Source organism: Halomonas jincaotanensis, assembly GCF_018448785.1.
GTDB lineage: Bacteria > Pseudomonadota > Gammaproteobacteria > Pseudomonadales > Halomonadaceae > Halomonas > Halomonas jincaotanensis.
The window spans coordinates 15,890-36,485 of sequence record NZ_JAHCLU010000014.1; the positions used below are offsets into that span (position 1 = coordinate 15,890).

20 protein-coding genes are annotated in these 20,596 nt (G+C 60.6%); 6 read left to right on the forward strand and 14 right to left on the reverse strand.

The annotated features are described in order from the left end of the window. Positions 1-24: 24 nt before the first annotated feature. Positions 25-750: an EAL domain-containing protein gene (locus KG088_RS13235; RefSeq protein ID WP_213826043.1), complete on the reverse strand. Its 726-nt coding sequence runs from the start codon at positions 748-750 to the stop codon at positions 25-27. Positions 751-953: 203 nt separating this feature from the next. On the opposite strand from KG088_RS13235, the gene KG088_RS13240 reads away from it, so the two are divergent. Then, positions 954-1,436, forward strand: a complete 483-nt coding sequence (locus KG088_RS13240; protein ID WP_213826045.1) for a helix-turn-helix domain-containing protein — start codon at positions 954-956, stop codon at positions 1,434-1,436. A gap of 116 nt (positions 1,437-1,552) precedes the next feature. Beyond that, positions 1,553-2,524, forward strand: a complete 972-nt coding sequence (locus KG088_RS13245; protein WP_213826047.1) for a YihY/virulence factor BrkB family protein — start codon at positions 1,553-1,555, stop codon at positions 2,522-2,524. A 97-nt stretch (positions 2,525-2,621) separates the two neighbouring features. Here KG088_RS13245 and KG088_RS13250 read toward each other — a convergent pair whose 3' ends face one another. From KG088_RS13250 to serA, 13 genes are all read right to left on the reverse strand, one after another. Further along, entirely contained in the window at positions 2,622-3,599 is a 978-nt protein-coding gene (locus KG088_RS13250) for a lysylphosphatidylglycerol synthase domain-containing protein (RefSeq protein WP_213826049.1), read from the reverse strand. Between the two features lie 7 nt (positions 3,600-3,606). Continuing rightward, positions 3,607-4,812, reverse strand: coding sequence for a cardiolipin synthase ClsB (gene clsB / locus KG088_RS13255; RefSeq protein WP_213826051.1), 1,206 nt, complete (start codon positions 4,810-4,812; stop codon positions 3,607-3,609). Then, positions 4,803-5,591: an endonuclease/exonuclease/phosphatase family protein gene (locus KG088_RS13260; protein ID WP_213826053.1), complete on the reverse strand. Its 789-nt coding sequence runs from the start codon at positions 5,589-5,591 to the stop codon at positions 4,803-4,805. Before KG088_RS13260 ends, clsB begins: the two co-directional genes overlap by 10 nt. Before the next feature lie 139 nt (positions 5,592-5,730). Beyond that, a complete protein-coding gene (locus KG088_RS13265) occupies positions 5,731-5,913 on the reverse strand; it encodes a DUF3008 family protein (protein WP_213826055.1) in 183 nt (60 codons plus the stop codon). 123 nt (positions 5,914-6,036) lie between these two features. Beyond that, entirely contained in the window at positions 6,037-7,443 is a 1,407-nt protein-coding gene (locus KG088_RS13270; RefSeq protein ID WP_213826057.1) for a DUF3618 domain-containing protein, read from the reverse strand. Next, complete coding sequence (locus KG088_RS13275; protein WP_213826059.1) at positions 7,440-7,886, reverse strand: phage holin family protein; 447 nt, start codon at positions 7,884-7,886, stop codon at positions 7,440-7,442. Before KG088_RS13275 ends, KG088_RS13270 begins: the two co-directional genes overlap by 4 nt. 81 nt (positions 7,887-7,967) lie before the next feature. Next, a complete protein-coding gene (locus KG088_RS13280; RefSeq protein WP_213826061.1) occupies positions 7,968-8,516 on the reverse strand; it encodes a hypothetical protein in 549 nt (182 codons plus the stop codon). A 221-nt stretch (positions 8,517-8,737) separates the two neighbouring features. Continuing rightward, positions 8,738-9,193 (reverse strand): hemerythrin domain-containing protein, encoded by a 456-nt coding sequence (locus tag KG088_RS13285; protein WP_213826063.1) that lies wholly within the window; start codon positions 9,191-9,193, stop codon positions 8,738-8,740. Between the two features lie 157 nt (positions 9,194-9,350). Next, the gene (locus KG088_RS13290) at positions 9,351-10,868 is read right to left on the reverse strand and encodes an NAD(P)H-dependent oxidoreductase (protein ID WP_213826065.1); all 1,518 of its coding nucleotides are present in this window, start codon (positions 10,866-10,868) and stop codon (positions 9,351-9,353) included. A 34-nt stretch (positions 10,869-10,902) separates the two neighbouring features. Beyond that, positions 10,903-11,757: an SDR family oxidoreductase gene (locus KG088_RS13295; RefSeq protein WP_213826066.1), complete on the reverse strand. Its 855-nt coding sequence runs from the start codon at positions 11,755-11,757 to the stop codon at positions 10,903-10,905. 144 nt (positions 11,758-11,901) lie between these two features. Further along, positions 11,902-14,385: a glucose/quinate/shikimate family membrane-bound PQQ-dependent dehydrogenase gene (locus KG088_RS13300; RefSeq protein ID WP_213826069.1), complete on the reverse strand. Its 2,484-nt coding sequence runs from the start codon at positions 14,383-14,385 to the stop codon at positions 11,902-11,904. Between the two features lie 217 nt (positions 14,386-14,602). Beyond that, a complete protein-coding gene (locus tag KG088_RS13305) occupies positions 14,603-15,052 on the reverse strand; it encodes an ion channel (RefSeq protein WP_213826071.1) in 450 nt (149 codons plus the stop codon). 116 nt (positions 15,053-15,168) lie between these two features. After that, a complete protein-coding gene (gene serA, locus KG088_RS13310) occupies positions 15,169-16,419 on the reverse strand; it encodes a phosphoglycerate dehydrogenase (protein WP_213826073.1) in 1,251 nt (416 codons plus the stop codon). A 189-nt stretch (positions 16,420-16,608) separates the two neighbouring features. On the opposite strand from serA, the gene KG088_RS13315 reads away from it, so the two are divergent. From KG088_RS13315 to djlA, 4 genes are read left to right on the forward strand one after another with little or no spacing between them, the layout of a single operon-like run. Continuing rightward, complete coding sequence (locus tag KG088_RS13315; protein ID WP_250148258.1) at positions 16,609-16,914, forward strand: exodeoxyribonuclease VII small subunit; 306 nt, start codon at positions 16,609-16,611, stop codon at positions 16,912-16,914. Next, positions 16,904-17,803, forward strand: a complete 900-nt coding sequence (locus KG088_RS13320) for a polyprenyl synthetase family protein (RefSeq protein WP_213826075.1) — start codon at positions 16,904-16,906, stop codon at positions 17,801-17,803. The genes KG088_RS13315 and KG088_RS13320 overlap by 11 nt, the downstream gene beginning before the upstream one ends. A 16-nt stretch (positions 17,804-17,819) precedes the next feature. Further along, positions 17,820-19,769 (forward strand): 1-deoxy-D-xylulose-5-phosphate synthase, encoded by a 1,950-nt coding sequence (gene dxs / locus KG088_RS13325; protein WP_213826076.1) that lies wholly within the window; start codon positions 17,820-17,822, stop codon positions 19,767-19,769. Positions 19,770-19,799: 30 nt separating this feature from the next. Next, on the forward strand, positions 19,800-20,561 hold the full coding sequence (djlA, locus tag KG088_RS13330; protein WP_213826078.1) for a co-chaperone DjlA: 762 nt from the start codon (positions 19,800-19,802) through the stop codon (positions 20,559-20,561). The last annotated feature ends 35 nt before the right edge of the window (positions 20,562-20,596 follow it).

The following is a 20,596-nucleotide window of genomic DNA, read 5'->3' on the forward strand; positions in this document are numbered from 1 at the left end:
CATCGTGCACGCCTAAGTGTCACGTTATCGTCGCTTTGCCATTTCGGCTTCGAACAGCACCAGCTCCGTGGCTAACAATGGCTCGGAGAAGTACCGACCCTGCATATAATAGAGGCCCATGCTTTCCAGTAGCTCTCGCTGAGCCGCGCTGTTGACGCCTTTGACGACCATGGTTTTTGATAGCACCTCGCAAAGCTGCGTCATGCCTTGCAAGAAGCGGCAAATGGTAGCGTTATTGAGCAGATGTACCAGCCCCTGTTCATGGAGCATCAAGCAGTCGACATTGGCGGCCACCAGCGCCGGAATGCTCATGCTGTCCGGCAGGTAATTATCCAGGCCTACGTTGATGCCCAGCGCCTTGAGGGGCGCGAGAAACGCATCCAGCTCGGAAAGATCCAGCGTGGGGGGCTCGATCAGGTCGACGCTCAGCACCACGGTCGATAGGGCGAAGTCGTCCAGAAACTGGCGCAGGGCATCGATGAACTCGCTATCTCGCAATGGAGCGGGATGTATCGGCAGCGAGAGCCCGACCATCTGGATCTGGCCGGTGCGTTGTCGTTCCGCGAGGAGCTTCAGCGTCGCTTCGACCATTGCCAGATCACGCCTCCACTGGGAGGAACCTGCCTCTTCGCTTGCCAAGCCTCCCGCCGGGAGCAGCACGGTATAGCGCAACACGGTGGAAGCCCGGGTATCCACGACCGGGAAGAACCGTATCTCCTGTTCTGGCCGACGACTGATTTGATTGGCCATTAGGCCTCCTGAGGGGCAGCACGTTAAAACCACAGTGGGTCAAGTTACCCAACTCAGTTAAAAATTGCTACGCACGCAAATTTATATAACGATGAGTGCCTATAAAGAAAAATTTGTCAGCTCGGTGACGAACATTGAGGTTCTCTGCAGGAGAGAGGGTAGAATCCCAATGCAAGGGGCAGTAGCGGAGGTAACGGGCGGGTATGAGTCTCGGGAGAACGCTCAAGCAAATACGACGTGAACAGGGCATGACCCTGGCTCAATTGGCGGCGCGGGTTGACTCCCATGTGGGTAATCTTTCGCGCATCGAGCGCGACTTGACCAAGCCGAGCCTTGAATTGCTGTTTCGCCTGGCTAATTCTCTGGATTACCATTTGGCGGACATTTTCGCGCTCAGCGATGGAGAGCACAGCCGCGATCCAAAGCGGTTGGCGCTGAATACCGCGTTCATCTCCCTGCTGGCCGATGACCGTGAACTGCTGCTTGAGTTTGCCAAGCTGCTGAAATCCAGGGCGTCTCGTGGTCCCGTCGATTTGTCGGAGATCGCTCGTGACGCCTCGGAGGGAAGCCGCTCGACGGAGTTCGACCATGCCAAGTCGCCAAGACTGGATCGCAACGAAAAACTCGACCACAACGAAACACTCAATCACAAGGAGAAATCCGATCATCACGACCAGAAACCTTAGCGTGAAGAAGGCTTAGGATGAGGTTTTTGCTTTACCCGCTTGACGTCACTATCTTGAGGTGAGTTCTCTCGTCGTTTCTCGCATGCATGGATGCATGTCTATTTCACGGAGGAAATATGGCGAACTCCAAGCCGTCGGCGTCCGACCACGGGCGCCATGCCGAGCACCCCACGCAAATCCCCAAGTCCGGCTGGCTGGATATTCTATGGCGAGTCAAGGACGAGATGACGCGAGACCATGTGTCGATCATCGCGGCGGGCATGGCCTTCTTCGGGCTTCTGGCGATCGTGCCAGCCATCGTTGCGACCCTCTCGCTCTGGGGGCTGCTGTTTGATCCCCAGCAGATGTCTCAGCAGATTGCATCGATCACTCATCTACTGCCCGCCGAAGTGGCCAACATCATTCAGCAACAAGTTCAGCAGGCCAGCCAGGATGTCTCGACCGGCCTGAGTCTGGCGGCCATCGGCGGTTTGCTGTTTGCGATCTATAGCGCGTCCAGGGGCACCAAGGCGCTTATCGAAGGGCTGAATATCATCTATGACGAGGAAGAAACCCGGGGCATCGTCAAGAAAACCCTGGTGACCCTGGCCCTGACATTGGGCGGGATCCTCATGACGCTTGTCGCGCTCGGCACCATCATCGTCCTTCCCATGATCGTCGGCCTGCTGGGCCTGGATAATATCGTTGGCACGTTGATCAATCTGGCGCGCTGGCCACTGCTTTTTGTGATCGTGTCCATCGGCATTGCCATTCTCTACCGCTATGGCCCCGACCGCGACGAACCCCGCTGGGAATGGACGAGTGTTGGCTCTACCTTGTCGGTCTTTCTCTGGGTCCTGGGCTCGATAGGGTTCTCGATTTATGTGCGAAATTTCTCCAGTTACAACGAAACCTATGGCTCGTTAGGGGCGGTGATCATTCTGCTCATCTGGTTCTGGCTTTCCGCCTATATCATGCTCATGGGGGCGGAACTCAATAGTGAAATGGAGCGGCAGACCAAGCGCGATACAACGGTTGGCCATAAGGAACCCATGGGACAGCGTGATGCCCACTCGGCGGACACGCTAGGCAAGACAAAAGACGCGTGAGTGTATACGCCGTTAACAATAAAAAGTGTTTTTTGAACAGCTGCCGGCTCCGTTCAACCTTGGGCTATCAGACGCCGTGAGAGGTTGTACTGGCGCTTCAAGAGTCGGGCGTATGCTCAATCTTTGACCATCTTTCCAAGCTTAGGTAAACAATGCTGGCTACCGCCAAAGGGAGGAGAAAATAAATCGTGCGATAGCCAATCAGGGCAGCGAGTATCTCACTTTTGGCCACCTGATGCTGAAGTGTAGCGATGAAGACGGCTTCAAGCACGCCCAGGCCTGCGGGAATATGTGTCACCACCCCTGCGATGCTGCTGATCAAAAGAATGCCAAGAACACTGGGATAAAATATATCCTCCGGCAGAAGAAGATAGACCAGTGCGGCCATCAAGGACCAATTCATTGCTCCCAGACCTGCCTGGAACAGCGCCATGCGAAGCGAGGGTAATACGATCTCATGGTTTCGCCACCGCCAAGTACGCCGTTTGGAAAAGCGACAAGCCGCCAGATACAGGAATGATGCGGCTAACAGCACGACACCAATCAACTGTAAGCCCACCACGCCAAGTTGCCACCTTTCTGGAAGCGTGAGCAGCCCTAGAGTGAATATGGCACCGGCCAGAATCATGTAACCCAGCCAGTTTGTGATGAGGCTTAGGCTCAGAACACGAGTTATTATTCCTACACTCAAGCCAAAACGAGTATAGAGGCGGTAGCGCAATGCAATGCCTCCGATCCAGGCTCCAAAATTCAGATTAAAGGCATAACACACGAAAGCCAACGGCATGACGTATCGCGCCGGTAGTTGATGGCTAGTATAGGTCTTACCCAACAGATCATAGCCACTGAATACTGCATGGCTGGCAGCGGCGATACCCACTCCGGCTAGCAGCGTCAGAGTACCGTAACTCTGCAGCGTGGCGACAACTTCAGGCCAATCCACATTGCGGAGCAGCGAAAACAGCAGAACCGGAATCAGAATGAAGAAAAAGAGCGTAACACCACGCTTGAGCCAGTGACGCCAGGGTTGACGCTTGAGCTTCTTTCTTACACCCGATTTCTTGTCCACTTCCATGTCGGCCTCAGCGCAGCACTCGCTTCTTTTTTGACGTCTTCACTGTCAATGGCTTGATCTTCGGGGAATGGGCGGGACGCCATCCCACAATATTGGGGAAGTGACGCAAAAAGTGAAAGCTAACTACTGTTAATGGTGCCCGCCACCAAGGGCCTTTCGCAGCCGATTCAGGTGTCACTTCCTGAGAGCTGTTATTCATGATATCAACGAGATGCTCGTATACTTCTCGATTGAGCTTGGTATCTCGAATGAAGAGGTTAACTTCTAGATTCAAGGATAAGCTGAGCGGGTCAAGATTGCTGGAACCCACCGTTGTCCATTCATGATCGGCAATGGCGATCTTGCCATGCAGGGGGCGCTCTTTATATTCAAATATACGCACGCCAACGCTTAGCAATGGGTTGTAGAGTGAGCTTGACAGATTCTTTGTCCAGGGCCTGTCGGGTTGACCTTGTAATATCAATATCACGTTTACGCCACGGCGTGACGCATTAGCCAATTCATGCCAGATGCGATAGCTGGGAAAAAAATAGGCATTAGCAATTATCAGTCGAGAAGTGGCCGATCGAATCGCTAATAAGTATTGTTCTTCGATATCGGTCGGGTGGGTATGGTTATCACGCACGGCCAACAATATGGCAGCTTCCCCGACTTCAGGCGCAGCTGGCATGAGCGCGGGCAACTCTTGAATCGCCTGGTGCTCCAAAAGCAACGTTTCGGCAGCAGCGCGAATATCATCTACTATCGGGCCACGTACGCGGACGGCATAATCCTGTTTGCCCATGGGATCTTTTTCAGGTAGATGGTCGGCGCCAAAATTGATACCACCGATGTAAGCGACCTCACCATCCACCACGACAATCTTGCGATGCAGACGACGAAACAGGTTCGTACGCATACCAAACCGGCGCGGGCGCGGATCATATATATGCATGTTGATACCTGCGGCCCGTAATTCCGCAATGTAGTCGCTGTTCAGATCCGCCGTGCCGTATCCATCCACTGTAATTTCAATTCTCACCTGCCTTTCTGCAGCTTCCAGAAGGGCGTCTTTCAGCCCTCGCCCAACTTGGTCATCGAAAATGATAAAAGTTTCGAGAAGAATCTCATGGCGAGCAGAACGTATGGAGTCGAAGACTCTCGGAAAGAACTGGCACCCATTTATGAGTAGTTCGACTTGATTACCTTCTCGCCATTCAAAGTTCACAAACATACCTCTGCGATGAGTGGCACATGATCAGAGAGGTGTGACCAAGGTCTGTGGTAAAGGGCTGCAGGATGGCGAACGCGAGCATTTCTGATGTAAATCCGGTCGAGTCGCAGAAACGGCCAGCGTGCTGGAAAGCTTTTTGCAGGACGGCCGTAGTGAGAAACAAAAGCCTCGTGAACATCGCATTCAGCGAGTATCTTGTTGGCCTGTAGCCGCCAGTCGTTAAAGTCACCCGCGACGATAATGGGTTCGTTTCTCGGTATCGACTCCAGCAGCTCACACAAGAGAGCCAATTGCTCAAGCCGATGCGCTTGACGCAAACCGAGGTGAACGCAAACGGCGTGTACGTTCGGATGGCCTGGCACCTCCAGCGTGCAATGAAGTAGCCCCCGCTCCTCGGTACCCGAGATGGAAACGTCCCTGTTTTCATACTGCAGAATTGGAAACCTTGAGAGCAAGGCATTTCCATGATCACCTTCTGGATATACGGCGTTACGACCATACGCAAAGTCTTGCCACATTGTATCGGCTAGGTATTCATATTGCGGAACATCCGGCCAGTCATAAAACCGCAGTGCATGTTTTCTGTTTACGCCTATCACTTCCTGAAGAAAGACCATATCGGTAGAAAGTGTATTGACTGCTTCGCGCAACTCCGGAAGGACATGGCGCCGATTGAAGTGGCTGAAGCCCTTGTGCACGTTTATTGTCATGATATGCAGAGTCTGCAAGCGCGCCGTGGAGCGCGTATTTTCCTGCGAGACTCGGTCCGCAGTCCTCATCCTACCTCTCCCTTCTTAACGGGCAACGCTTCACGGCTCCTTGAAGATAGGTATATGGTAAGGCATATAAATCGCGGTGCCTTGCGCACCATACTGATGTTGGGATCCTCACCACTGGACGGGTCGCCGTAATAGCGCTTCACGAGTCGGACTTATGGTCCGGTTTACGATTCGAAGAGGCCATTTTTTCCAGTTCTTCTTCGCTCATTGAGTCGTACATCGACTTGGCCGCACCCTCCAACTCACTAACCTTGGTTTCGCCACGCTTGGCGGAAAGGGCCGCCCCGGCAGCCATTTGCTGGGCTTGAGATTTCGCAGGCATCCTGGTCCTCCTTTATCCCCCTGTTGTTATCATCCTTCATGTAGAAACACTCGAGACTCGAGCCAGGCAGATGTATTGAATGCCTGGCTCGAGCATTAGTCTCCTTTACCCCCTCGGCGTCGCTCAGGTGTTGCGCGGCGGCGGGGTGCTGCCACTTCCTGCCTGACCCAGGCCCTTGTCCTTCGCGCTGGCGGTGCCGCCAGGGGTAGACGTGCCGCCGGGCGTGGAGGTGGCGCCAGGCGTGGACAGGGCACCGGGTGCAGGGGGCGTGCTACTCGCCTCGGGGCGGCCCGTGCCCTTACCTTGGGTGCTGGCGGTGCCGCCGGGGGTAGACGTGCCGCCGGGCGTGGAAGTAGCGCCGGGCGAGGACAGGGCACCGGGGGCTGGGGATTTGCTGCTCGCCGCGGGGCCGCTCACAGTCCCGGAGGCGGTGCCTCTCGTGGGCGCCCCATCGCCTGGGCTCGAGTTGTGGCTCTCGTCGCTCGTCCGGGCCTCTTTGCGGGTTTCCTCGGCCTTCTCGTGCAGGGTCTGCTGAGCCTTTTCCAGCTGCCCCTGGCCGCGTTCGCTGGCCTTGTCCAGCGCCCGGTCGCGGTACTCGCCCAGGTACTCGTCTTCCACCCGCGAGGCGGGCAGCAGGCTGCCCAGCGCCGCGCCGAGCGCGAAGCCCATCGCCCCGGCGACCAGCGGGTGCTCCTGGATGAAGCCCGTCGTCTGGTGGCCAAGGTGCCGGGTGCGCTGGCTCATGTCCTGCCGGCGGGCCTGGTAGCCCTGCTGCGCGTGGGCGGTCCGGTCGTGCAGGCTCTCGCGCAGGTGCTGGGCGCGCTCCGTCATCTTCTCGGTCATGTGCTGTGTCTTCTCCTTGACGCTAGCTGTCGTTTCCTGCAGGCGACCCTTCATGTTGCCGCCACCACTGTCATGGCCGCTGTTCGTGCCGGTATTGCCGCTGCCCGAGGCACTGGCGGACGAGAGCATCCCGGTGCCCATGGCGCTAGAGGAAGCCCCGGACGACGACGGGGTGCCGGCCGTCGAGGTCGCCGCGACCGGCGAGGTGGTCCCGGTGGATGAAGCGCTGATCGAGGCCGTGTCGCCATGCGTGCCCTGATGCGTGCCGGTCGTGGCACTGCCGTAGGGCCGGCCGGCGGTGACGCGACTCTCGGTCGAGCGGCTCGTCGTGAAGCCGCTATCGGGGGAAGGGTTCGTGCTGGGCGTCGAGGAGGACGCGCTCTCGGGGATCGGCCGCGTCGGCGCGGCGCTGGCCTGACGCGGCGGTTGGCGCTGGGCCATCATCAACCAGCCCAGCCCCACGCTGGTCATCAGAAACGGCAGGGGGTGCTGCTTGACGCTGCTCCCCAGGTTGGACAGGAACTCGTTGGCGCCGCCCTGGCGCAGGTACTCGTAGGAGGAATTCCACAGTTTCTGCGGCGAGATGCGTTCCTCGATCTCGTGCAGGGTGCTGTCCAGACGTTCGCGCGTCTGGTGGATCTCGCTCTCGATCTCGTCGGGACTGCGCTGCTTGTCATGCTGGCTCATTTCAGCTCCTCCTTGGCATGCGTCTCGTGATGCCGGGCGAGGTCCCTGTCGCTCTGCAGGCTGGCCATCGTGCGGTTGGGCATGAGGTTCTGGGTCTGCAGCTTCTTGAGCCCGCTCTTGAGCATCACGTAGCCGATGATCGCAACCACCAGGCCGACAATGATCGCCGACAGCCACGGCGTGGTGTCGGGTGGCAGGACCTCGTTGAGCAGGAAGACTGCCGCGGCCAGCAGTACCAGAAAGCCGCTGAACAGCACGGCCCCGGCGATGGCAATGGCGCCCACACCGCTCATTGCCTGGTGGGTCTTCTCCGACATCTCGGCTTTTGCCAGCTGGGTTTCCTGACGCACGAGAGAACTCATCTCGCGAGTCAGCGTCGTCAACAGCGACCCCAGGGACGTGCTTTCAGACGTCGACGTGGTTCGATTATGCTCTGCATCCATGCTTGCTCGCCTCCATGGCGATGACGGTTATACATTAGGCGGTCCGGGCCCGCGCCTCGGCGCGGCCCGGCATCAACGGGGTCAGAGCCCCGGCGTCTGGCTACCCGGGTGGGTGACGCCGCCCGGGGTCCGGCCCGGGTCGTCCGGGGCCGCGTTCGGATAGGCGCCGCGCGAGGACGGCGAGCCGGTCGTGTCGTCATGGGTATGACGCTGCGAGCTGCGCAGGAACCGCGAGACGAGAAAGCCCGCGGCAATGGCCCCGCCCATGAAAAGCATCGGCTCGCGACGGCTGTAGGCACCGGCGCTGTCCATCAGGCGCTGCAGGTCCTGATGGCGCAGCTGGTCGGAGACGCGGTCGGTCTGATCGGCCAGCTGATTGGCCCAGCGCGAGAAGGTGGTCTGCTGCTGCTGGTCGAACTCGTCGCCCATCTTGTGCAGTACCTGCGAGATCTTGTGCGTCTGTTCGGCGGCGGCGCTCTTCTGGTTGTCGAAGAGGCTTTCGGCCCGCTGCTGCGCCGCGCCCTTGATATCCTCGGCGCTGTCGCGCGCGCGTCCCTTGAGGTCGTCGCGCGTCCCGGTCGTCGACGGCGACGTGGTCCCCGCACCGCGGTGCTGGTCGTGTTCGTTCATCCGTTACCTCCTTGTCGGGGGGCTAAGGCGCCACCCCTCTGGCTTCCTGGTCGGGCCGCGCGCATGGGCGGCGGCTGACTCATTGCAATATAGTGGGCAGTGGCAAGTTGTCAAAAACATCTATTACCAGAAACCTTGATGTTAAATAAGTTTAATTAAAGCGTATTTTATCAAGATAAGCTGAATGTAAAGCTGTATTTAAGAGGGCGGTCGCCCTGCTGTTAACTTGCCAAAAGTTGCTTTTTACGTGCCTCCATCTCTTCGCCCAGCTGTTCGAGCTCACTTTTCGAGATGAGCTTGCGGGCGTGTTCGAACATCTCCTCCTCTTCTTCTGAGGCATGGTGTTCGACGAGCTCCTTGAGCACCTTCGCTCGCCCGGAAAACTCGACACCACCTGGATCGGTATTTTTCAAATCGGGCATCACCATGTTTTCCACCGCACGGTGTTCCTCACGTGCCTCATGGTAGAGTTTTTCGTCCTGCTTGTTTTTCGCCGCTTTCACGAAGGCAGGGTAAAAGATTTCTTCTTCGATTTGCGTATGCACATGCAATTCTTTTTCAATCTTGGCTAGCAGCTCCGGACGCTTCTTCCCGGCCTGCTCAGTCGTGTTGACCAATTGGGTCAATAGATCTCGCACCTTGTCATGATCCTGCTTGAGCAGATCCAGGGCATTCATGATGTAACCTCCTGTCGACATCAATTAACTGTCTAGGCTCGCGTGCTAGCACGGTTTTTTAAAGTGGCAACCACCGCTTGAAGATAGACAATGGTAATGAGCTGTCAAACAGTGAGTTTTTATTATACTAACTTTTGTTAATCAGTAGGAGAATTTTTCAGGAAAGTTGAAACAAGGGAAATAGCCCGAACCACAACACATAACTGAGCGAGGCGGTCATGAGTCCGTCGATGCGTCCGGGCGGCTTGGGTGATCGAAGCTGGCGGATGAGCCACCAGGCGAGCAGGCCACCGTGCGGCACCACGGCGAAAGCGATGCCGCCGTAGGCGCCCTCGGCGAGTCCCGCGAGCTGCCATATCGCCGCGCAGGCAGCAGACAGCACAGTGAAGATCAGCGCCACCCACAGGGCGCCGCTGCGTCCCAGCCGCACCGCCAGCGTGCGCTTGCTGGCAGCGGCATCGGCCTCGAGATCGGGGATGCCGGACAAGGTGATGGACGGGATGATGGCGAGCAGCAGCGGCAGGCTCAGCCACCAGAGCAGCGAGCCATGCCAGGCGCCGCCCAGAAAGACATAGCCGCACAGCATGACACCGATGCTGTGCGTGATCGCGACATCGAGCTCGCCCAGGCCGCGATAACTGAGTTTCAGCGGTGGGGCGGTATAGCCGAGCGCGAGTATCGCCAGCCCACCCAGCACGAGCAAAATCGGGATTGGCGCCGCCGGCGCGATGGCTATCAGCCATACAGTACCGAACACAAAACCCAGCAGCGTGACGATAATGCCGGCCCTGACCTCGCGTCGGATTAACAGGCCTTCGACCAGTACGCGCGACCCGCCGGTCAGGGCACTGTGGAAGCAATTGTGGCGGTCGGTGTCCAGATCGACCAGTTCATTGGTCAACACGGTGGCGACCTCAAGCAGAAATAGACAGAGATAGCCAAGCCAGAAGACCGGGTTGTCAAATACGCCCTGCTCGGGAGAGGCCGCAAGCCCGCCGATCGCATAGGCCACCCAGGTCATGGGGTAGAATTGCAGTCGCACGGCCTTGAGCCAGGCCCCCGCCTTGTGACGCACTTTCTCGCTTGGCGTGATCCGGCCGCGCATCAGTTGGCGGCCCAGGTGGTTGGCTCGCGCCAGCCAGGCCTCGCGCTGTTCACCCGACGCATCCTTGACCGACCCGAAGGCCACGGCACGCACCGGGTGGATGCCGCAGAAGCCCAGGGTCGCCCGCGCCATGGCGTTTCTGCCCGGCTCGCGGTAGAGCAGGCGATGGATCAAGGGAGGCGTGTCCATGGTGGTAATCAGCTGTGCCGAGCGACCCTTGAGTAGCCCCTCATAGCCGATGCCGCCCTCACAGGTTCGAAATGCAAAGCCTGGCGACATCATGCGGTCGAGAAAGCCCTTGAGCAGGGCCGGCGTCGTTCCCCACCAGGTGGGATAGACGAACACCAGGTGATCGGCCCAGCGGATGAGCTCGCGCGCCTGCTCGAGATCCGCTTCCAGCGCCTGATCATTGGGCGAGGCCATGTGCACATGCGGGTCGAATTCCAGCTCCGACAGGTTGAGCCGGCGCAGCGCCACACCCGCGGCGCGCACACCGTCACAGAACGCATCGGCGAGTGCTCCGCACAGACTATCGACGCGCGGATGGCCAAGAATGACCAGCACGTTCATCAACGGATCCCCTCTGGAACAGGAAGGTGGACAATCAGGTGTTCAGCACTACACCGCCGTTCAGATGCAGCGTCTGTCCGGTCATGTAGGAGGACTCCTCGCAGGCGAGATAGACGTAGGCGGGTCCCATCTCGCTAGGCTGACCGGCGCGGTCCATCGGCACCTGGCCGCCGAAGCCGGCAACTTTCTCATCGTCGAAACTGGCTGGAATCAAGGGCGTCCACACCGGCCCCGGGGCCACGGCGTTGACGCGAATGCCCCGGTCGACCAGGCCGGTCGCCAGCGAGCGCACCAGCCCCTGGATCGCCCCCTTGGTGGCACTGTAGTCGATCAAGGAGTCATTGCCCTTGAAGGCATTGACCGACGAGGTGGCGATGATCGTATCACCCTCATTCATGTGCGGCAGCGCTGCCTTGGTCAGATAAAAATGGCTGAAGATATTGGTCTTGAAGGTGCGCAGCAGCTGGTCGTCGGGAATCTGGGTGATGTCATCCCAGTCGTATTGCTCGGCGGCATTGTTGACCAGGATGTTGAGTTTGCCGAAATGCTCGAGAGTCCTGTCGACGACCTCGCGGCAGAACGCGGGGTCACCGACATCGCCCTTGAGCACCAGGCATCGGCGCCCTTCGGCCTCGACAAGGGCTTGGGTATCCTCGGCATCGCGATCCTCCTCGAGGTGAACGATCACGCTGTCGGCCCCTTCGCGGGCGTAGTGAATCGCCACGGCGCGTCCGATGCCGCTGTCGCCACCAGTGATGATCGCCACCTTGTCCTTCAGTCTATCCACACCCTGATAGCTGGCCCGGATGAATTCCGGCTCGGGACGCATGTCATGTTCGTCACCCGGCTGGGTGTCTTGATGCTGGGGAGGCTGTTTCCGCTCGGACATGTGCTGTCACTCCTTTGATCACACGTGCTTTTCCCAAACGAATTGTGCCTAAACGTACAAAACGTCGTGGATAGGACGCCGACACCCTTTTCCCTGGGTGTCGGCAACGACCTGAAGATAGATCCTCACTCGGCCAGGGTCTACTCATTCGGGAAGTGCATAGGCGATGATGGCATCTCCGGCCTTGGTGCCCAGCGACCCATGACCACCCGCCACGACCAGTACCATCTGCTGGCCGTGGGAGTTGCTGTAGGTCATCGGCGTGGCCTGCCCGCCGGCGGGCAGGCGGTCTTCCCAGAGTTGCTCGCCGGTCGTCACGTCATAGGCCCGCACGTAGTAATCCAGCGTGCCGCTCATGAAAGCGACACCACCCGCCGTCATGACCGGGCCACCCAGATCTGGCACGCCCATCTTGAACGGCAGGGGTAGCGGCGCGAGGTCGCGGACGGTGCCATTACGGTGTTGCCAGACCACGTCGCCGGTCCGCAGGTCGGCGCCGGCGACCATGCCCCAGGGCGGTTGCTGACAGGGCAGGTCGATGGGGGACATGAAGGGCATGAGCTCAACCGCGTAAGGCGCGCCGAAGTTCTCGTTGATGCCTGGCCCAGGCGCATCCACGCTGACATGGACGGTATCCTCGTCGTCGCGCGGAATAAGACGCGACACGAAGGCGAGATAGCCCGGCGAGGTGAAGGCGACCTGGCGCTCGGGGTCGATAGCGATGCTCCCCCAGTTGAAGACACCGAAATTGCCCGGGTAGATGAGCGTTCCATTGGTGGACGGCGGGGTATAGCGTCCCTCGTAGTCCAGCTTGCGAAATGCGATGCGACAGGCAAGCTGGTCGAAGAGCGTCGTACCCCACATGTCCTTCTCGTCCAGCGGCGGTGGCTCCAGGGAGAGCGCCGAAGCCGGTTGAGTGGGATGGGCGATATCGGGGAGTTGTGTCGATTGGGATACGTCCTCTTCTTCGACCGGCAGGATCGGCTCGCCGGTTTCGCGGTTTAGCACGAAAAGATCGCCCTGCTTGGTGGGGGCCACCAGCGCCGGTACCTTGCCTTCCGGCATGCTCAGGTCGATCAGGCTGGGCTGGGAGGGGACATCGTAATCCCACAAGTCGTGATGGACGGTCTGGAAGACCCACACGACCTGACCATCGGCAAGGTCGAGTGCCACGATTGACGAGGAGAAGCGCTCGGTAAATGTGTCACGCTCGGCACCCCACTGGTCGGGGGGCTGGTTGCCCATGGGCAGGTAGACCATGCCGAGGTCTTCATCGACGCTGGCGGTCGACCACATGTTGGGGCCATTGGCGTGATAGAAGTCATCGTTGGCGATGGGGTCCGTTTCCTCGGGGTTGCCCGGGTCCCAGTTCCAGACCAGCTCGCCACTCTGTACATCGTAAGCGCGGATCACGCCCGAGGTGTTGTCGGTGGTCACGTTGTCGTTGATGGCGCCGCCGACGATCACCAGGTCCTGCGTGACCACCGGGGGCGAGGTGGAATAATAAAAGCCCGGGCGGTAATTCGGCATGTTGGCCGACAGGTCGATGGCGCCATTGTCGCCGAAGCCCTCGCAAACGCGGCCGCTCTCGGCATCGAGGGCGAAGAGGCGGGCATCGGCGGTTGGCATGTAAATTCGCCGCTGGCAGAGCGACTCGCTAGCTTCGCCGTTGGTATCGATAGCGGCATCGGCTGTCGCGGTTGTCGTTTCATTGTCAGCGTCGGCGTTCTCGTCTGCCGGGGCGTCTGACTCACCAATGCCAGGATGATACGAGACGCCCCGGCAGGTCTGGTGCTGACGGTTGATGTTCTGCGGGGATTGCGGATCGAAGCGCCATTTCTCGCTGCCATCGTCGGCATCAAGCGCGATAACCAGGCTATGCGGCGTACACAGGTACAGCGTGTCGTCCACCTTGAGGGGGGTGACTTCGTAGGTGGTCTCGGTGGGGTCCCCTGGGCCGCGCACATCGCCGGTATTGAAGGTCCAGGCGACCTCAAGTTCGTCCACGTTCTCTGGCGTGATCTCGTCCAACGGCGAGTAGCGCTGGCCATACCCGGTACGGCCATAGGCATGCCACTCCCCGTCGGCGATGCCTTCGGGCAGGCCATCGTTCGGGGTGCCTTCGTCTTGAGACGGGTTCGCCGCCGCTTCGGGCAGCTGGCCCTGGACATCGTGTGGGTCGGTGAACAGCGAGACCAGTGCCACGATCGCCGACACGACCACCGCGGCGGCCAGCGGCGCCATGGTCGGCCAGTCGAACGTCGAGCTGAATGATCTGGCGGTAGCAGAGCCCGGGGAGCGTAACGACGCAGGGGTGCCTAGCGCCCGGGTGACCCAGGGCGTGAGCAACCATAAACCAATCAGGACGACAAGGCTGCAACGCGGCACCAGAGCCCACCAGTCGAGCCCCACCTCCCATAACGCCCACAGCAGGGTGACGAGCACGACTGCAGCATAGACCCACAGGGCCGCGATATGACGTTTGATCAGCAGGGCGCCGGTGACCAGAAACCCTATCGCTGCCAGCAGGTAAAACCAGCTCCCCCCAAGGGCTGCGAGCCATACGCCGCCGACGGCCAGGCCCACCCCCAACAACACCAGGATTCCTCCCGTTAATACTGCTGCCATTTCGCTCTCCTTGGCATTGTCGCGCTTTCCTGGGAGTCGCCATTAGGGTACTCACCCCCTTTTGCGCGAAGGGTAGTGGCGCTCCTATTGCATGAGCTATTGCATGAGCTACGTACCAATAGCATAGGTCAGTTGGGGCGAGCGCATAATGAGCAGGAGGTAAAATAACAATAACGCCCTGTGAAACGTGCCTCGTCAAACCTCGTCAGCCAGGACGTTAGACCGCCCAGTGGTTCTGCATCTTGAGGAAGGTCAAGGAGGCCGACCAGGTGATCATCATGAAGCCCAGCAGGCCTTCTGTCCCGAAGAGGAAACGGATAGGCCCCTCAGGCGACAGCTTGTCATAACCAAGCGATGAATAAGCCATCGTAGAAACGTAAACGAGATCGAGAAAGTGGCGAGGCTCGCCCCCGGTAAAATTGCCGGCCGCAGGAACATGCAAGAGAAGGGCGGCGCCCCCGGCAAAGAGCCAGATTTCCGCCACATGGGTAACGAAGATCCCCGACATCAGGACCAGGAATCGCCAACGCAGCGAGCGCTTTGACGTCTCGATATGTCGGCTCAAGCGTATCGATGCCTCGTAATGCAGAGAGACACAGCAAACAAAAACGGCGAGCGTCACCGCTGCCGTCATGAGGTTTTCAAAACGTAAAGTGGCGTCGAGCATGAGGCGTCCTTGCAATGAATGCTCTAAAGTTGGCGTCGTGAAAAGAGTTCGCCATCGCACCGGGATGGTGTGATGACGGGATCGTGTCGCTAGCTCGCGAGGTCAGTCCGCTCGTATCAATCCTGATAGTTGGTCTCGGAGTAGAGCACCCTCACCCGCAGGGTATGCTGTACATGTTTGAGTGCCTCAAGCGCCTGAACCCCATAGGCCTTGTCGACATCGATCACCACATAGCCGACCTTCTCGTTGGTCTGCAGGTACTGGCCGGCAATGTTGATGCCGTTCTCGGAGAGGACCCGGTTGATCTCGGACAGCACGCCGGGCACGTTGTCGTGAATGTGCAGCAGGCGATGCTTGTCGGGGTGGGCGGGCAGTGCCACTTCGGGAAAGTTGACCGAGGCGACGGTCGTGCCGTTGTCGGAGTAGGTGATCAGCTTCTCGGAGACCTCGATGCCGATGTTCTCCTGGGCTTCCAGCGTTGAGCCGCCGATATGCGGCGTCAGGATGACATTCTCGAGGCCGCGCAGCGGGCTGACGAACTCCTCGTTGTTACCCTTGGGTTCCACCGGGAACACGTCGATGGCCGCACCATTGAGCCGGCCGGCCTCGAGTGCCTCGGCCAGCGCCTCGATCGCCACCACGCTCCCCCGTGAGGCATTGATCAGGATGCCGCCCTGCTTCATCAGCGCGATCTGCTCGGCGCCGATCATCCACTTGGTGGATGGTACCTCCGGCACATGCAGGCTGACCACGTCGGCTCGGGCCAGCAGCTCTTCGAGGCTCGCGACCTGGCGGGCGTTGCCCATGCCGAGCTTGGTCACCACGTCGTAGTAGATGACGTCGAACCCCAGCGACTCGGCGAGCACCGAGAGCTGGGAGCCGATGCTGCCATAGCCGACGATGCCCAGCGCCTTGCCGCGCGCCTCGTGGGAATTGCTCGCTGACTTCAGCCAACCGCCCTGATGGGCGCGGGCGCTCTTCTCGGGGATGCCACGCAGCAGCATGATCGCCTCGGCCAGCACCAGCTCGGCCACCGAGCGGGTGTTGGAGTAGGGGGCGTTGAACACCGGTATGCCACGAACCAGCGCCGCGTCGAGATCGACCTGGTTGGTGCCAATGCAGAAGCAGCCTACCGCAGTGAGTTTCTCGGCGGCGGCAAACACCTTCTCGGTAAGCTGGGAGCGCGAGCGGATGCCCAGAAAGTGGACATCGCGGATCTTGTCGATCAGCGTCGCTTCATCGAGCGAGGTCGGTAGATGCTCGATATTGGTGTACCCGGCATCCAACAAGTTGTCCACCGCGCTCTGGTGGACGCCCTCGAGCAGCAGGATCTTGATCTTGCCCTTGTCCAGGGACGTTTTGGCCATGGTCGAATCAACCCCTTCTACAGGCTCGAAATAAGGCGCTTATGTTAGCACAGCGGGCATGAGTGAAAATGAAAATGCTGCGCTGCGGTGATGAGCCGACTGCATGTTGGGGCATCGCCGGGGCAGACGGCACCCGGGGGAGAGCGTGTATACTATCGTCTTTTGGATCCGTGACTGGCGAGAGGTTCCATGGCAGAGCGTGACGAGCGGCCAGCCGAGATGACGGAAGGTGAGGCGTCCTGCGGTGACTTTGCCGCCACCGTCGAGCAGTTGGAGAAGCTGGTAGAGCGACTCGAATCCGGTGAGCTGTCGCTGGAGGGATCGTTGTCGGCGTTCGAGCAGGGCGTGCGCCTGACTCGCGATGCGCAACGTCGCCTGGACGAGGCCGAGCTCAAGGTACGTACCCTGATCGAGGCGCCGGAAGGCAGCGTCGAGTTCGAGCGTTTCACCGCGCCAAGCGGTAAGGAAAGCGGGGAGGGCGAGAGTGAGAACTGAGGTCCTGACGGCTCGCTTAGTGGCGGATCGGGCGCGCGTCGACGCCTGCCTCGAGGCGCTCTTCGATTCCCGTTCAGACGACGCCCGAACGGCCACGGCGCCGCGCCTCGACGCCGCCATGCACCACGGGGTAATGGTGGGAGGCAAGCGGTTGCGGCCGGTGCTGGTCTATGCCGCCGGTCGCGCCCTGGGTGCCGACGACGACGCCCTCGATGCCCCGGCGATGGCATTGGAGTTGATCCACGCCTACTCGCTGGTCCACGACGATCTGCCGGCCATGGATGACGATGATCTGCGCCGCGGCCAGCCCACGGTGCACCGCGCCTTCGACGAGGCAACGGCGGTGCTGGCTGGGGATGCGCTGCAGGCGCTGGCCTTCGAAGTATTGGCGCGTGCGGCACCGCCGCGGTTGCCAGCCCTGATGCTGACCCTGGCTCACGCCGCCGGCCGAGATGGAATGGTCGGGGGGCAGGCGCTGGATCTCGCCGCTGTAGGGGGGCAACCGAGCGTGGAGGTCCTCGCCACCATGCATGCCCACAAGACCGGCGCGCTGATCCGTGCTGCGGTGCGGCTGGGCGGGCTGATCGCGGTCGATGATGATGACCCGCGCATGACCGCCCTGGATGTCTATGCTCAGGCGATCGGCCTGGCCTTCCAGATTCATGATGATGTTCTCGATGTGACCGGCGACACTGCAACCCTTGGCAAACTCTCCGGCGCCGACGCCGCTCGCCACAAGCCGACCTACCCCAGCCTGCTGGGACTCGAGGGAGCCCGCGTGCGCGCCAACGAGCTGATTGAGGAGGCGATCGCCGCCCTCGCACCACTGGGCAGTGCCAAGGACCCCCTGGCCTGCCTGGCGCGCTACATGATCGAACGTGACCACTGACACGACAGATGAGCCCATGAAGCTGTTCGACGACATTCCCGTCGAGCGTCCGGCAACGCCGCTGCTCGACACCCTGAATACTCCGGCCGCCCTGCGAGCCATGGACCTCGATCAGCTGATCCAGGTGGCCGATGAGCTGCGTGCCTATCTGCTCTACAGCGTGGGCGTCTCTGGCGGCCATTTCGGCGCTGGGCTCGGCGTGGTGGAGCTCACCGTGGCCTTGCACCAGGCGCTGGATACGCCTTACGACCGCCTGGTCTGGGACGTCGGACATCAGGCCTACCCGCACAAGATTCTCACGGGGCGGCGCGAGGCGATGACCCGAATTCGTTGCTACGGCGGTCTGGCGGCTTTTCCACGCCGCACCGAGTCGGAATACGACACTTTCGGCGTGGGCCACTCGAGCACCTCTATCTCGGCGGCCCTGGGCATGGCACTGGCTGCCCGTACGCGTGGCGAGAACCGTCGCGTCTGCACGGTCATCGGCGATGGTGCCCTGACCGCCGGCATGGCGTTCGAGGCCCTGGCGCATGCCGGCCATGTCGATGCCAACCTGCTGGTGATCCTCAACGACAACGAGATGTCGATCTCCGAGAACGTCGGTGGCATGGCCAGCTATCTGGCACGCATCCTGGTCAGCAAGCCCTATATCAGCATGCGCGAGGGCGGCAAGAAGGTCCTCTCTCACCTGCCCGGCGCCCTCGAGTTGGCGCGGCGCACCGAAGAGCACATGAAGGGCATGATCAGTCCGGCCACGCTGTTCGAGGAGATGGGCTTCAACTACATCGGCCCTATCGACGGTCATGACCTCGATGCGCTGACGCATACCCTGCACAACATGCGTGATTTGGATGGGCCGCAGTTCCTGCACGTCAAGACCTGCAAGGGCCGCGGCTTCCTGCCCGCCGAAGCCGATCCCATCGGCTATCACGCCATCACCAAGCTGGAAAAGCGCGAGCCGGAAAAGCCGGTCGATACGCCGGTACCGCTCAAGCCCCAAAACACGCCGGCCAACACCACTCCGCCCAAGCCAAACCGGCCCAAGCCAAAAAAGTACTGCAGCGTGTTCGGTGACTGGTTGTGCGACATGGCGGCTGTCGACCCGCGGTTGATCGGCATCACCCCCGCCATGCGCGAGGGTTCGGACCTGATCCGCTTTTCCCGGGAATACCCGGAGCGCTACTACGACGTGGCGATCGCCGAGCAGCACGCCGTCACCCTGGCCGCCGGCATGGCCTGCGAGGGCATGAAGCCGGTTGTCGCTATCTACTCGACTTTTCTGCAGCGTGGCTACGACCAGCTGATCCACGACGTGGCAGTGCAGTCGCTGGATGTCACCTTCGCCATCGACCGCGCAGGGCTGGTCGGCGAAGACGGTCCGACCCATCATGGCGCCTTGGATCTCGCTTATCTGCGCTGTGTGCCCGGCATGGTCGTGCTCGCACCCGCCGACGAGGCGGAGTGCCGGGCCATGCTCAGCGCCGCCTATCACCATCCTGGCCCTGCAGCCGTGCGCTACCCGCGTGGCACCGGGCCAGGTGCGGAAATTCCCGAGCATCTCGAGCCGCTCGAAATCGGCAAGTCCCAGCGGCGCCGACAGGGCCGCAGCATTGCGCTGCTGGCATTCGGTAGCCTCAATGTCCCGACCTCGACGGTGGCCGAATCGTTGGACGCGACCCACCTCAACATGCGCTCGATCAAGCCGCTGGATCATGAGGCCGTGCTGGCGGCAGCCGCCGAGCACGACCTGTTGGTGACGCTGGAAGAGAACGTGGTCGCCGGTGGGGCGGGTAGCGCCGTCAATGAACTGCTCGCTTCCCAGGGTGTCAAGGTGGCGGTACTCAACCTCGGACTGCCGGATGCCTTCGTCGAGCACGGCAAGCCGGCCGAACTGCTGAGCGAATGCGGCCTGGACGCCCCGGGTATCGAGGCCAGCATACGAGCGCGCCTGAGCGGCGAGGCTTGATCCTTCATCTTCTTTCTTAGCGAGGCTGCAATGCTGTTTCTTATCATGATCGGTGCCCTGCTGGGGCTGGCGATTGGCGGCCCGCTGGGCATGCTGGTCGGCGGCGCCCTGGGCTGGTGGGCCGGGCGCCGGGTGCGGCGGGTGCTGGGCAAGGCACGGGCCCAGGCGCAATCGCGTTTTATGAACTCGACCTTTTCTGTCATGGGCTGTCTGTGTCAGGCGGATGGGCAGGTGTCCAAGGACGAGCGCGATATCGCCGAAAAGCTCTTCGACCAGCTACACCTTCAGGGCGAGCAGCGTGACCAGGCCCGGGCGGCCTTCGAGCGCGGACGTGCCGATGACTTCGACCTCGATGCCGAACTGGCCGAGGTGCGCGGTTTCACCTCCGGCCCGACGGCCCTGCGCCAAGTCTTCCTCCAGGTGCAGCTGTCGGCCATTGCCGCCGATGGCGAGCTTCATCCTGCCGAGCACGACATGATCCTGCGCGTGGCCCATGGACTGGGTTGCAGCGAGGCGGAGGTCCAGCAGATCGAGGCCATGCTGCATGGCGCGGCCGCCAATTCGAAGGGGGCTAGTGAAGAAGCGCTGACCGATGCCTATCGGGTACTGGGGGTCGAGAGGGAGGCCAGCGACTCCGAGGTCAAGAGGGCCTATCGCCGGCTGATGAGCCAGAACCACCCCGACAAGCTGGCGGGCAAGGGGCTGCCCGAGAGCATGCGCGAACTCGCCCAGCAGCGTACCAGCGAGATTGGCAATGCCTACGAGCGCATCCGCGAGGCCCGTGCCGCCTGATGAGGTCATTGCTCTAGCGCTGCTGGTGAGGTGCG

Bases quoted from the DNA above. Each gene is read 5' to 3' on its own strand.
- KG088_RS13250 (WP_213826049.1), bottom strand. From the start codon at position 3,599: ATGGAAGTGGACAAGAAATCGGGTGTAAGAAAGAAGCTCAAGCGTCAA.
- KG088_RS13280 (WP_213826061.1), bottom strand. From the start codon at position 8,516: ATGAACGAACACGACCAGCACCGCGGTGCGGGGACCACGTCGCCGTCG.
- KG088_RS13300 (WP_213826069.1), bottom strand. From the start codon at position 14,385: ATGGCAGCAGTATTAACGGGAGGAATCCTGGTGTTGTTGGGGGTGGGC.
- KG088_RS13260 (WP_213826053.1), bottom strand. From the start codon at position 5,591: ATGAGGACTGCGGACCGAGTCTCGCAGGAAAATACGCGCTCCACGGCG.
- KG088_RS13305 (WP_213826071.1), bottom strand. From the start codon at position 15,052: ATGCTCGACGCCACTTTACGTTTTGAAAACCTCATGACGGCAGCGGTG.
- KG088_RS13315 (WP_250148258.1), top strand. From the start codon at position 16,609: ATGGCAGAGCGTGACGAGCGGCCAGCCGAGATGACGGAAGGTGAGGCG.
- KG088_RS13240 (WP_213826045.1), top strand. From the start codon at position 954: ATGAGTCTCGGGAGAACGCTCAAGCAAATACGACGTGAACAGGGCATG.
- KG088_RS13275 (WP_213826059.1), bottom strand. From the start codon at position 7,886: ATGGATGCAGAGCATAATCGAACCACGTCGACGTCTGAAAGCACGTCC.
- KG088_RS13290 (WP_213826065.1), bottom strand. From the start codon at position 10,868: ATGAACGTGCTGGTCATTCTTGGCCATCCGCGCGTCGATAGTCTGTGC.
- KG088_RS13245 (WP_213826047.1), top strand. From the start codon at position 1,553: ATGGCGAACTCCAAGCCGTCGGCGTCCGACCACGGGCGCCATGCCGAG.
- KG088_RS13285 (WP_213826063.1), bottom strand. From the start codon at position 9,193: ATGAATGCCCTGGATCTGCTCAAGCAGGATCATGACAAGGTGCGAGAT.
- djlA (WP_213826078.1), top strand. From the start codon at position 19,800: ATGCTGTTTCTTATCATGATCGGTGCCCTGCTGGGGCTGGCGATTGGC.
- clsB (WP_213826051.1), bottom strand. From the start codon at position 4,812: ATGTTTGTGAACTTTGAATGGCGAGAAGGTAATCAAGTCGAACTACTC.
- KG088_RS13235 (WP_213826043.1), bottom strand. From the start codon at position 750: ATGGCCAATCAAATCAGTCGTCGGCCAGAACAGGAGATACGGTTCTTC.
- KG088_RS13270 (WP_213826057.1), bottom strand. From the start codon at position 7,443: ATGAGCCAGCATGACAAGCAGCGCAGTCCCGACGAGATCGAGAGCGAG.
- dxs (WP_213826076.1), top strand. From the start codon at position 17,820: ATGAAGCTGTTCGACGACATTCCCGTCGAGCGTCCGGCAACGCCGCTG.
- KG088_RS13295 (WP_213826066.1), bottom strand. From the start codon at position 11,757: ATGTCCGAGCGGAAACAGCCTCCCCAGCATCAAGACACCCAGCCGGGT.
- KG088_RS13265 (WP_213826055.1), bottom strand. From the start codon at position 5,913: ATGCCTGCGAAATCTCAAGCCCAGCAAATGGCTGCCGGGGCGGCCCTT.
- serA (WP_213826073.1), bottom strand. From the start codon at position 16,419: ATGGCCAAAACGTCCCTGGACAAGGGCAAGATCAAGATCCTGCTGCTC.